Origin of the sequence: Flavobacterium sp. AED, from assembly GCF_000812945.1 — a bacterium.
In the GTDB taxonomy this organism is placed as follows: domain Bacteria; phylum Bacteroidota; class Bacteroidia; order Flavobacteriales; family Flavobacteriaceae; genus Flavobacterium.
Genome location: NZ_JSYM01000002.1, coordinates 398,018 through 411,958, shown reverse-complemented (window position 1 = coordinate 411,958; position 13,941 = coordinate 398,018). Strand labels below are relative to the sequence as shown.

Annotated in this window: 7 protein-coding genes; all 7 read right to left on the bottom strand. The window is 33.2% G+C overall.

Annotated elements, in window-relative coordinates; genetic code table 11:
- Positions 1-48: 48 nt before the first annotated feature.
- The 7 genes from OA85_RS10910 to OA85_RS10880 all read right to left on the bottom strand — a co-directional run bounded on the left by OA85_RS10910 (position 49) and on the right by OA85_RS10880 (position 13,921).
- Complete coding sequence (locus OA85_RS10910; RefSeq protein WP_039109780.1) at positions 49-1,440, bottom strand: M20/M25/M40 family metallo-hydrolase; 1,392 nt, start codon at positions 1,438-1,440, stop codon at positions 49-51.
- Positions 1,441-2,023: 583 nt separating this feature from the next.
- The gene (gene bglX, locus OA85_RS10905) at positions 2,024-4,324 is read right to left on the bottom strand and encodes a beta-glucosidase BglX (RefSeq protein WP_039109779.1); all 2,301 of its coding nucleotides are present in this window, start codon (positions 4,322-4,324) and stop codon (positions 2,024-2,026) included.
- Between the two features lie 3 nt (positions 4,325-4,327).
- On the bottom strand, positions 4,328-5,026 hold the full coding sequence (locus tag OA85_RS10900) for a prolyl oligopeptidase family serine peptidase (RefSeq protein ID WP_039109778.1): 699 nt from the start codon (positions 5,024-5,026) through the stop codon (positions 4,328-4,330).
- 6 nt (positions 5,027-5,032) lie between these two features.
- Entirely contained in the window at positions 5,033-6,400 is a 1,368-nt protein-coding gene (locus tag OA85_RS10895; RefSeq protein ID WP_039109777.1) for a glucoamylase family protein, read from the bottom strand.
- A 78-nt stretch (positions 6,401-6,478) separates the two neighbouring features.
- Entirely contained in the window at positions 6,479-7,933 is a 1,455-nt protein-coding gene (locus tag OA85_RS10890) for a RagB/SusD family nutrient uptake outer membrane protein (RefSeq protein ID WP_039109776.1), read from the bottom strand.
- A 4-nt stretch (positions 7,934-7,937) separates the two neighbouring features.
- Positions 7,938-10,934, bottom strand: a complete 2,997-nt coding sequence (locus OA85_RS10885) for a SusC/RagA family TonB-linked outer membrane protein (protein WP_039109775.1) — start codon at positions 10,932-10,934, stop codon at positions 7,938-7,940.
- A 242-nt stretch (positions 10,935-11,176) separates the two neighbouring features.
- Positions 11,177-13,921 carry a histidine kinase gene (locus tag OA85_RS10880; RefSeq protein WP_039109774.1) on the bottom strand — a complete coding sequence of 915 codons (2,745 nt, stop codon included), beginning with the start codon at positions 13,919-13,921 and terminating at the stop codon, positions 11,177-11,179.
- Positions 13,922-13,941 lie beyond the last annotated feature (20 nt).

Sequence of the window (13,941 nt, the reverse complement as noted above, 5' to 3'; positions counted from 1 at the left end):
AGTTTTTTTTATGTTTTTATTAAAGTCAGGAAACATTTTTTTTAAAATCTATTGCACTTCCTTACTTGCTTGAGTCCCATTCTGATCTATCAAATACATTAATGAAGCCATTGTTGCAGCTCCTAATTCTAGTTCTCTTTTATTGACAGCATCAAATGTGTCATTTAATGCATGGTGATAATCAAAGTAACGTTGTGAATCTGGTTTTAAACCTGCTTTTACAAGCGTTTTAGAAGTCAATGGTCCAATATCTGAACCAGCATGTCCTTTTACAAAACTATGGATCAAATACGGCTCAAAAAGGTTTTTCCATCCTAGAATTTTATTAAAATTAGCATCATCACTTTCTAAAGAAAAACCTCTAGGACTGAATCCGCCTGAGTCGCTTTCCAAAGCAAAAATGTGATTTTCATTATTTGCTTGAGCCAATTCTTCATATTTTTTTCCACCTTTACCACCGTTTTCTTCATTCATAAAAAGTACAACACGAATGGTGTTTTTTGGTTTATAACCCAAGTTTTTAAAGATATTTACCACTTCCATACTTTGAACCACCCCTGCACCATCATCATGGGAACCATCGGCTAAATCCCAAGAATCAAGATGTCCGCCAACAACCATAATGTTTTCAGGATGCTCACTTCCTTTTATTTCTCCTATGACATTGTAGGATAAAACATCATCCATTTGCTTACAAGATTGTTTAAAATAGAATTTTAATTTTGGGTTATTTTTCAATTTTTTGCTCAATAATTCCGCACCGTTTGTACTAATAGCAGCTGATGGAATGTATTGTGATTTTGAAATATCACCATAACTTTGTGCTCCTGTATGAGGAAAATCATCCAATCGAAGATTCATAGATCGTACAATCGTACCCAAGGCACCAAATTTTGAAGCCTCCATAGCTCCCGCATATCTTTGATCTACACAACCACTATAAGCATTGAAAGCTTCTATTTGTGCATCCTCCATCGGTCGGTTGAAAAAAACTATTTTCCCTTTAATTTTATTTCCTAAGGCTTCTAATTCTTTGATGCTATGCACTTCAATTACTTCAGCAGTAAGTCCATTTTTGGAGGTAGCAACAGAACCTCCTAAAGCACAAATAGGCACATTTATTTTAGTTTTATTGTCTTGAATGTAAGCAGTTTCTTTTTCGCCACGAACCCATTTTGGCACCATCACTTCTTGAAGATAAACACGATCCAACCCTAGTGTTTCTAATTGTGCTTTGGTATACTGAACCGCTTTTTCAGCGCTGGCTGAACCTGATAAACGAGAACCTATTTTATTGGATAAATAGTCCAGCCAAGAATAACATTTTGAGTTGGTTAATGATGATTTGTAAATTTCTTTTAGCGTTTGTTCATCTTTAGTTTGTGCAAAAAGAACAATTCCGCTAAGGAATAGTATAACAGATAAAATTGATTTTTTCATAATTTAATATGGTGATTGTTTGAAATAGTACTTAATAATTTAGGTTCTAATATTAATGGCAATTTCGTAATTCTTAACGAATATTTGATGCTACATTCAAAAAAAAACCTCCCTATTTTTTAAAAAAAATTGATAAAATTAAATATGACTGTCCGTGACTAGTACCAAAGCGATAAAATAAGCCACAGATTAAAAAGATTTTCACAGATTCCTTTAATAATGCTTATAAAATCTGTGTGAATCAGTGAAATCTGTGGCTAAAAAAAAGACTTGGTACGAATTAAGGACAGTCATAAAATTAAATAAACCATTATGACTAAAAGTCTATAGATTTGGTAGGCAGACTTAAAGTATTCACGGTTACAAACCAAATATTAGCTACGAATTTCACCAATTAGCACAAATTAATTAGTGGAAATTCGTGAAATTCGTGGCTAATATTTTTTAGAAGCTAAAGTGCATAAATTTGAGACCAATAAAATATCCGTTCCTCATCGTGTTGCTTTTAATATGCGCACTTTTTTTATAAAAAAACCCTTCGATATAAATACCGAAGGGTCGTCACTAAATAAACAAACCAAATTTATTTAATCAACTCCAAACTAACTTTCTTCTCTGCATTAGAATCAGTGCCAACAAAAATTTGAAACGCACCTGGCTCAGCAATAAACTGTAAATCAGAATTATAAAATTTCAACTCTTCAACGGAAATTTCAAAAGTTACCGTTTGTTTTTCTCCTTTTTTAACAGCGATTTTTTGAAATCCTTTCAACTCTTTTATAGGTCTTGTAACAGACCCCACTAAATCTCTTATGTACAATTGAACTACTTCCTTACCATCATAATTTCCGGTATTTGTAACATCAACGGTAACGTTTACTTTTTCGTTGAAATACATTTTATCCGATGAAATTTTAAAGTTCGAATAGTCGAATGTGGTATAACTCAATCCAAAACCAAAAGGAAATAAAGGCTCATTTCTTTCGTCGATGTAATTAGATCTGAATTTTTCAAACTTTCCTTCTTTGTTCCCTAATGGTCTTCCAGTATTTTTTTGGTTGTAATAAATAGGCACTTGCCCTACACTTCTAGGGAAAGTAGCAGTCAATTTTCCCGAAGGATTTTCATTTCCAAACAAAACATCCGCAATAGCACTTCCTGCTTCACTTCCTGCAAACCATGTATTCAATATCGCTGGAACAGTTGCATTTTCCTGAACTAAAACTAATGGCCGCCCTGTAAATAAAACCAAAACCACTGGTTTTCCTGTTTTTAATAATTCCTGTAATAAATCTTTTTGAGCCTGTGGAATTTCTAAATTGGTTCGGCTACTGCTTTCTCCACTCATTTCTGCAGATTCACCAAGAGCTGCAATAATCACATCGGATTGATTGGCAATTTTCAACGCTTCTGCCAATAATTCTTCCTTAGTTCTATTATCTCGGTGCAAGGTTTTACCAAACATGGTTGCTTTTTCTTCGAAAGCCGCATCATAATCCAGATTACTTCCTTTAGCGTAAAGCACTTTTGTAGTATTCCCAACCACTTCTTTAATTCCAGTTGCTAATGAAATCGACGTTTGCATATTTGTCGCAACACTCCAAGTACCTGCCATATTTTCTTTGGCCTCAGCCAATGGTCCAATCACGGCAACAGTTCCGGTTTTTTTCAAAGGAAGCAACTGGTTTTGGTTTTTAAGTAAAACCAAAGATTGAGCAGCAATTTTTCTAGCTTCAGCTCTATTACTGCTTGTAAAAATTTCTGTTTTTGCTCGTTTTTCATCACAATATTTATAAGGATCTTGAAACAATCCTAAATCATATTTGGCATTCAAAATAAGTCGAACAGCATTGTCGATTTGTTCTATGCTTACCTTTTTTTCATCCAATGATTTTTTCAAAGTAGTAAGAAAACCTTCGCCTACCATATCCATTTCAACTCCGGCATTTAGAGCCAACGCAGATACCGTTTGTAAATCTCCCATACCGTGTTCTATCATTTCGGGAATTCCTGTAAAATCAGTAACCACAAAACCTTTAAAACCCCATTGTTTTCTCAACACATCAGTCATCAACCATTTGTTTCCAGTTGCCGGAATTCCGTCAATTTCGTTGAAAGATGCCATAACCGATCCAACACCGGCATCAACAGCCGCTTTGTATGGAGGAAAATAATCATTATACATTTTTATTCTGCTCATATCAACCGTGTTATAATCGCGTCCTGCTTCCGGCGCACCGTACAAAGCAAAATGTTTCACACAGGATAAAATGGTATTGTTTTTTGACAAATCATCCTGTTGGTATCCATGAACCATAGCTTTGGCAATTTGGCTTCCCAAAAATGGATCTTCACCAGAACCTTCAGAAACTCTACCCCAACGCGGTTCGCGTGAAATATCAACCATAGGAGAAAATGTCCAGTTGATTCCATCGGCACTGGCTTCCTGAGCTGCAATTTGAGCACTCCTTTCAATCAGTTTCATGTCCCATGTACAAGACAAACCAAGCGGAATAGGAAAAGTCGTTTCATAGCCATGAATGACATCCATTCCAAAAAGTAATGGGATTTTCAATCGGCTTTTTTCGACTGCAATCTTTTGTACTTCTTTAATTTTCTGAACCGATTTTATATTGAATAAACCACCTACTTTACCTTCTTCAATATTTTTAGCTACATTAGAACTATTGGCAGCTCCAGTGGTAATATCACCCGAAGTAGGCAAATTCAATTGCCCTATTTTTTCGTCCAAAGTCATTTTCGACATTAAGTCGGATACAAATTCTGTTTTGGGTTTAATTTTAACCGTCTTTTTAGCTGTCTTTTTTTGGCTGTAGCCAAAAAGTGAAAAGCCTAAGAGAAGTATAATTAGTTTAATTTTCATTTTTTATTTTTTTATTTGTTTAAACATCCAATCATAAATTTCTTGGTTGTCATATACTCTTGACCAACTGTCATGACCTGCATCATCAAAAATGGTTAGTTCGACATTACCATTACACTTTTTTAGTTCTTTATAAATGGCGATTGCATAATCTGGATTCACAACATCATCCATCAAACCGTGAAAAACCCGAGTTGGAATTGCCGCAATTTTACACGCTTCTTCTAATTGAATCAGATCAACAAATCCAGAAATTGGAACAATTGCAGCAAACATATCAGGATGCGCAAAAGCCAGATTCCAAGTTCCCCAACCACCTAAACTCAATCCGGTAAGGTAAATTCGGTTTGGATCTATATTGTTTTCTTTTTGGATTTTTAAAATCAAACGATACAATACTTCATTATTCCATTCTTCGTTTTCAGGGCATTGCGGTGCCAAAATATATGCGTCGAGTTCGTGGTTTTTAATGTATTTAAAAGGTCCATGAATTTTTACTTTTTCGATATCCGTTCCTTTTTCACCTGAACCATGAAGAAAAATGATTAACGGTTTTTTATCTTTTGTATTCGCTGGAATGTGCAATGCAAAACCCATTTCGTGTTTTTGCACGATTTCAGTTTTCATTTTTCCATTTACCTCCGATTGTGAAAAGGCATTCCATGAGAATAAAAAGACGATTATTATAATTTTATACTTCATAATTCCTTAAAAATTATATTTCCCGGAATGAAAACCAAGTTTTACTAAACCTTGTTTTACCTCTGGTGAATTCATAAATAATTTCCATAATAAACCGGTACGATAATTTTCAATCATTGGGGCTATTGTACCTTGATCGATCGCTAAATATCGTGGCGTTATCCAATTATAATGCGGAGAAAAAGCGTCATAAGGTCCCGCAATTCCAACTAAAGAACTCTTTTTCTCATCATATAAATAATGGAGAAATTTCATTGATTCCGTTGGCGTATAAGGAAAAGAAGATAAGGCAGCTGTAGGTGAAATCACTCCTAAATCATTATTAGGCTGATGTGCTGAATATCCTGTAGACCCGTCACTATTACGAGAATAACTTGCCGTTAATCCCCAACATTTATCCGAATACCCATTCCATTGATGTGGATTAGCAATACAATATTTGTTCATGATTTTAGCATGGTTTTGGGTCAGTGCCCAATAATCTGCATATTGATCCGTCAAGTTAGTAGGATCTAAACCTAAATAGGAATAATGCGCCCAAAACATAGGTCCTACATTTCCTGTAGCTCCATTATAATTGAATATCACTGGAATTCCGTATTGTGAACTACTATTTACAATTGCTCCGTTTCTTGCCCAAGCTTGATGATAAGCTGCAGCGGGAATAGGATGTGTAGGAGACGCAGCACCCATTATATAGGTAATCAAACATTCGTTGTATCCTTCTAGTTTAAAATTCATTTCCCAACCGTAAGTAGGTGACCAATGCCAGTATAATGCATTTTCTCCTTTGGTATACCAATCCCATTCTACGCCTTTCCACAAATTATCTGCTTTAGTGGCTAAAGCTTGTTCAGCAGTAGTTCCATTTTTAAAATATTCTCTAACAGTTAACAAACCCTGACATAAAAAAGAAGTTTCTACTAAATCTCCTCCATTATCTTTAGTTCCAAAAGGAATTACTTTGCCTGTTGTTCCATTTATCCAATGTGACCACGCACCATGAAACCGATCTGCATTTTCGAGAAAAGTCAAAGCAGTTGTAAGTCTAGAAACAGCTTCGCTTCTATTAACAAATCCTCGCTCTACACCAACGACTATTGACATTAACCCAAAACCGGAACCTCCAGTAGTAACTATATTAGCTTCAAAACTTGGATCATCAGTTAGATAACGTTCTCTTGCTAATTTTGAATTAGTTTCAGCATAATCCCAAAAATATTTAATGGCATCTTTTTGGACTTGATCCATAGCTTCAGTATCTGTTAATGCCGCAGAAGGTGGGCTTACAACTATACTTGCATTTGGCTTATCTGCAGAGGAAGCACAGCCTAGAAAAGTAAAAAGCAGGAATGAAACTGTAAATTTAATCATTGGTAAATTTTATAATATTTATAAAATAAACACTCCTTACTTCTCTAAAAAAAATAAGAAATAAGGAGTGTTTTTTAATTAATAACCTAGATTTTGAGATGACATCCCTTTAGATTGTCTTATAAACGAATCTGGAATAGGGAATAATTCATTTTTACCCTCAGTAAACGTTTTACCATCAATTGCAAAAGCTGTTTTAGCCTGACCAGTACGAACTAAATCAAAGAATCTGTCAAATTCAAAAGCCAACTCTACTCTTCTTTCTTTCCAAATAGCAGTTCTTACATCAACTTGAGACACTGCAGTAGTAACTCCTAATCCGGCTCTATTTCTAATTTGGTTTAACAACGGAATAGCTTGTGGTGTTTGACCTAATTCATTCAATGCTTCGGCTTTCATCAACAATACTTCAGCATATCTCAAGTATTTGATATTAGCATCTGTTTCCCATCCATCGGTATATTGAGAAGAATAGGCTTTAAAATTATACATTGGATTTTCAACAGTATTTGGCACCACTCTACCATCATATAAAGTAGTTCCTCTAAAAATAATAGTTGCATTTTTTCTAACATCACCTGCCTCATAAGCATTTAATAAACTTTGTGATGGAGTATTGAATCCCCAACCCCATCCTCCAGCACCACGAGCACCTTGAGAGGCAGAATATCCTTCAATTCCTTTTGCAGGAACTGAACCAACACCATTAATTTCAAATATAGATTCAGCATCATTTTCCCCTTCTAATTGGAACATTTTAGCATAATCAGCTGAAATAGAATATCCTGTAACAAGATTACAGTTGTCTACCACTTTTTGCCAATTTTTTTGATACAAATTCACTTTTGCTAATAAAGCATAAGCGGCGCCTTTTGAAGCTCTTGCTTTCTCATCGGCAGCATAAGCAGCTTTATTTGGTAATGCCGCAATAGCATCAGCCAAATCACTTTCGATAAAAGCATACACTTCAGCAGCAGTTTTACGAGTAAGCAACATTTTTTGATCGTCATCAGAAACTGGATTTGGTAAGTGATCCACGATTGGAACTCCACCATAACATTTCACCAAAGTAAAATACATAAAAGCTCTTAAAAACTTAGCTTCACCCATTAATCTTGTTCTTAAATTAGCATCTGCTTTATCAAGCTTAGGCAAAATATCTAAGGCTTGATTGCATCTGTTAATTCCGTCATAATTAGCATTAAAAGTACTCTCAGCAGATGGGTTTGACGAGTTATATGTTAGTGCATCCAAAACATCTTTATCACTACCCGTATCTCCTGGAGATGATCCTTTGTCAGCATCATCAGAAGTAATACTTGCTAAACCAATCCAACCAAATGAACTCATATCCCAGTTTAAAAACTTACTGTAAATAGCAGTTACAAAAGTGGCTGCACCAGCATCATTATTAAACAATTCGATATCTTTCGTAGAGATAGACTCTGTTTGATTTACATCTAAATAATCATTTGCACATCCCGCAAAAAAGAGCGCCGATACGGCAAACATTGATATATATATCTTTTTCATACTATTAAAATTTTAAATTAGCACCAATTACTAAAGATCGTAGTGTAGGATAAGCATCCAGTTCAACACCTTGACTACGGTAAGGATTACCATCACCGTTAAGTTCAGGAGAAAAACCAGAGAATTTTTGAGTTATAAATGGATTAATTGCATTTACATATACTCGGCAATAGTTCAAGAAACCTTTTTCTGCTAAAGGAAGTTTGTATCCTAAACTAATATTATTAACTCTGAAGAAATCTCCAGATTCCATATAATAAGTAGAAGCTACAGGAACTTGATTAAATGGAGCTGGATTTGAAGCTGTTGTATTTGTAGGTGACCAGAAATTAGTCGCTACTGATTGCTCAATATTCTCCCCTGTAAAACGTTGTGCTTTTTTACCATTGTACACTTTTGCACCACTAGTACCGTAGCCATCAACAGAAAAATCAAAGTTTTTATAGTTTAACCCTAAGCTTACACCATAATTAGATGTAGGTAAAATAGAACCAACATATTTTTTATCAGCTGTAGCAGACAAAGCATCTTGAGTCACTTTGGCACCACTGGCATTATAATATAGCATTTTGCCGTTTGAAGGATCTATTCCAGCATATTGATATAAATAAAAACTACCTAACGGTTGACCTATAGAAGAATTATCAAGTAATTTAGTATCTTGACCATTCCCTAAGTTTCCACCTACTTCTGGAGAAAGATTTACACCTTTTAAGCGTGAAAGTTCATTTTTATTATTAGAGAAATTTCCACCTACCCAGTAACTTAAATTATCCGATATTTTATCATCCCAACGTATAGAAATTTCATATCCTTTATTTGAAACTTCACCTACATGCGCTGGTGTAGCTACACTGATACCTGATGTTGAATAAGGTCTTACATATAAAATAACATTATCTGTTTTTTTATTATATACATCAAAAGATCCTTTTAATTTGTTGTCCAATAATTCAAAATCAAGACCTAAAGAAGTTTCCTCTGTAACTTCCCAAGATAAACTTGGATCAATTTGTGAATTAATAGTCGTTCCTTCATTCAAGATAGAACCACCTAAATAACTGTTAAGTCCAGATGCATATGCTTGATTATTAAGAGGTACATTTTGATTTCCTAATTTACCCCAACCACCTCTTAATTTCAATACGTTGATTGTTTTAACATTAGCCATAAAATCCTCTTTGGTAATAACCCAACCTAAACCAAAAGCAGGAAAAGTACCCCAACGATAATCTTTAGCAAAATTAGATGAACCATCACGTCTAATTGTTCCTGTAAATAAGTATTTGTCCATTAATTTATATTGGAAACGACCAAAATAGGAAGCTAATTTCGTTTGATCATAAGTTACATCTAACAAACTAGTAATGTTTCCTACATAATCAACACCTTCAAGTGACCAATAATTAGAACTTGCATTAACATTTTTTCTAACAATGGTAAGTTTTTCTCTTGGTCCTTTTACAGATGTTTCCATACCAGCAGTTAACTCAATATCATGAATTTCACCAAATATTTTGTTGTAAGTAAAATAGTTTGATAAATTCCAATTGAAATATTGCTCTCTACCTCTAGTCAATAAATTGATATTTGTTGGTAAAGTATTTCCTGGGCTTGGATCTCCAGCGATATCAATCGCTCTTGTATCTTCAAAATTATATTGTTTCCAAGAATAAAATTCACCATTAAACTGTGAAGTAAATTTTAATCCTTTCAGAATTTCATAATCTAATTTCAAACCACCTTGCAAAGTTACACTGCGTTGTTGCTCATTGTAAAAATCCAATTGAGCTACAGGATTCCCAACGTTATTAAATGAAGAACCGCTTGTACTTGCAACTCCATTAGCATCAACAAAAGGAACACCATATTGTCCTGATGCAAAACGAACTGGAACAATTGGAGACTGCTTGTACGCATTTGTAAAAGCACCTAATGGTTTTGGGGATGAATTAGCTGATGTAAAACTAAGGTTTTGATTTAATGTTAATTTTTTAGAAATTTTATATTCATTGTTATTTCTAAAAGTAAAACGACTATAATCAAGACCATTCAAAATTGCTTTTTCTTCATAGTTACCTACACTAAAAAAGTATTTTATATTCTCCGTTGCCCCAGAAATAGAAACATTATTTTGAGTATAAGATCCTGTTCTTGTAATTGCATCAAGCCAGTTCGTATTCACTGGTTGATTTTCAGAAAAAGTCGAAGTCCCTAAAGCAGCATTAGAATAACGTGCATACGCATCACTTCCCGCCATTTTAACTGTTCGTAATGGCTTTCTAAAACCAGCAAAACTCTCTACTTCAACAGTCACTCTATCGCCTTTCCCTTTTTTAGTAGTAACGATAATTACCCCATTGGCAGCTCTAGTACCGTAAATAGCTAATGCAGAAGCATCCTTCAAAATCTCGTAAGAGGTAATATCATTAGTATTAATGTTATTGATATTCTCAGTAGGCATACCATCAACAATATACAAAGGAGATCTACCACCAATAGCAGTACCTAAACCTCTAATAACTACAGAAGGTGAACTTCCTGGTAAATCAGAAGAAATTACTTGAACCCCCGCTGCTTTACCTTGGATAGCTTGAGAAGCATTTAAAACTTTAGTTTTAGATATTTCCTCCGCTTTCAATGAAGTAATTGAAGTGGTATTATCAATCTTTTTTCTCGATCCATAACCTATGACAACTACTTCTTTCAGTTCAGTGTCTTTAGATTCATTTAAAGTGATGCTCATAGTTCCAGAAGTTACTTTTACTGATAAAGCATCAAAACCTACCATACTTATTTTTAATACCTCTCCTATTTTGGCATTGATATTAAAATTACCGTCAAAATCAGTATCTGCTGAAGTTTTAGAATCGGCAGCAACAATCATTGCAGCAGGAATTCCAATTCCATTCTTATCCGATACTTTTCCTTTAATTACTTGACCAGACATATATGCCGGAAGTAGAATGAGTGCTAAAAAGCTAAAAATAAAATTTCTCATATATTAATAATTTGTTAAAGTTAGTGGGACCAAATTAGATAATTACAACGTTATAGTATCCATAATGGAGTTACTACATAAATACATCAAAATATTAAAACACAACAAGAAATCTATGTTTTAAAGCGGCTATGAGAGGTACACGAGTACCTTACTACATCGGTATGATGTAGTAATGATGTATTGTAATTTCGTAAAAAATTGATTGAAATAATATAGTATCTATAAAAATAGAACTTATTTTATATCGTTAATAAAAATTTAGAAAGGTTTTCGTCCTGAACTAGGTTCAATTTCTTTCTTAATCGATAGCGATGCAGTTCAACACCTCTGAATGAAATATTCATCATTGGTGCAATTTCTTTGGAAGAAAGATTCATTTTTAAGTAAATGCAAAGCTTAATATCCTTTGAAGTAAGGTTTGGATATTTTTTAGAAAGATTAATTATGAATTCATTATGAATTTGATTCAAATTTGTTTCAAATGTTTCCCATTCATGCTTGTTAACTGCATTGATTTTTATAGCTTTTTTTATCTCACTTTTTAGTTTATTGAAATCGGTTTCAGAATCTAAAATTCCTTGGATATTCTCTATCATTTCACTTTGCTTGGCAATAGAAAGTGATTTACCCGCAACTTCTGATGATTTAGATTGCAATTCCAATTCAAGAATGTGTTTTTCATATTCCTGAATGTTCAACTCATTTTCGGCTTTTAATTCCATTTCCAGAATTTTCTTTTGATGCTTTAATTCTTCTTCCTGTAATTTCAGTTTCTGAATATATTTCATCTTATTCCATTTATAATAAAGGTATAATATCAAACCAATAACAATCAGGTACACCAAAATCATCCAAAAAGAAAAATACCATGCCTTTGCAACGATAAATTGAAAACTGGAAACTTTATTATAATGCAATCCATCGTTACCATAAATAGTCAACTCATGAGAACCACTAATGAGGTTATTCAAAATAATCAATCCTTCATTTATAGGAATGAATTCTTTGGTACCATTAATTTTATAAAATAAATCCGGTTTTGTGGCTCCATAAATTCCAGATATCACATGTATTCTAAGCTCTGAATTATGCTTGATTTTTGATGTATTTTCTACTAAAACACCATCATTAAAAGCTTCAATCTTTATATTAGTTGTTTGCTTATTTTTGGATTTTAATTGAAGTGAAATAAAACCATCATCTAGATTTAACAGATAACTGTCATTATTTTTAAATACTTTTAAATTATCATTGATGATTTTTCCTTTATAATATTTCTCCTGAATACTATTTTTAATAAATTGATTATCATTAGCATAAACATGGTACAAAAGTCCTCCTTGAAGCACCATAAAGTTATTTTCATCAATGGTAACAATATCTGAGACGTTTTTGAAATTGCTGTTAAACAATTCATTTCCTTCTAATTGATTCGTTATTGAATTGTAGGTATACCACGATTTATTAATCAAAAAAAGAATTTCATTTCTGAACTCAAATATTTTTACACCAAAATCATTACTTATTTTACTGCGCTGGGTAATATTATCAACACGTACTGTTTCATAGGCATCATTATAAAGAATTCGATACAAACCCCTATTATTATCCGCTGCCCAAATTTCATTTTTCCTGTTTTGAGCAACATATTTTATAGGTTTCAAAATCTTTTTTAAAACAATATTTTGCTTTAAGTCATTAGCATTATTATAGATAATTACACCGCTGTATGTTGCTTGCAAATAGGAATTATTAATACTGCTTTTTGCTAAATTCCAACCTCCATTTACCGTACTTAATTTATAAAATAATCCATCATCATAAACAAAAGTTCCTTCGTTATGACCTATAAGATATTTGTTATTTATTTTACTGATATTCCAGGCTTGTCCTTGTGTATTTGGAATCAATGAAAGTTGTTTGTCTTCATATTTAAAAACACCATGATTTGAAGCCATTAAATAACCTTTTGGAGTGCTGGCAACAGAATAAACAGAACCTAAAATACCGGAACTGTCATAAAAAATTGAAGTAGGAGAATTGACTTCAATATGAGCAATTCCATTATCGAGTCCCAACCATAAATCATTCTCTTTGTCCTGACCGATACTTAAAATAGAATTGTTCATCAAGACATTATTTCTATTGATGTTTTTATAAGAACCGTCATTCAAATCTAGGATATAAACTCCTTTATTTGCAGTTCCTATTACTAGTTTATTGCTTTTTATAAACTGGGCAACATTGATGTTTGCAGCTTTCAAAATGTCATTTAATGGATTTCCCCAAGGAATCAAAGTGCCGTTTTCCAAAACATAAACCCCATTTTTTTTAGTAAAAAAATACGTTTTATCTTGGTATTTTTGAATGGCATGAATAACATTGTTTTCTAAAACCGCCCATTCCTTTACTTTTTCGATATTTGAATTCTTTATTTTATAAATTCCTTTCTCAACTGAAGCAACTAGCAATTCATTGCCAACAGGGAAACAGTAAGAGATGAGAAAATCAAATTTGAATTCCTTAATTAGTTTTCCATCATACAGAAAAAGCCCATTAAAGGACTGAAAGTAAATTTTGTTATTAAACTTAAATATCTTCCAAATTTCTTCATTGTTGTTTTCATCAAAAACCTTATTGCCTTTGGAAATAGAAACATAATGCATCTTTCCATCTTTTCGAAACCAATACCCAAATTCTTTATACGAACCCGAATAAATCTTGTCTCCATCGACCATTATGGAACGAATGATTGTTTTGTTAGGCAACGTATATTTCTCCCATTTTACGCCATCATATCGCAACAAATAATAATTATTTGCAAAATACATGGCATCATCATTTCCTTGTGCTACGTTCCAAATCTGGTTATCGCCCTGATAATTAGACTTGCTGTAATTTTCGACAAAAGGAAGTAACTCTTGAGAATAAAGTTGGAACGAAAAAAAATATAATAGGATTATTACTGTAATTCTTGCTTTCAAAATGTGGCGTTTTATGCCCA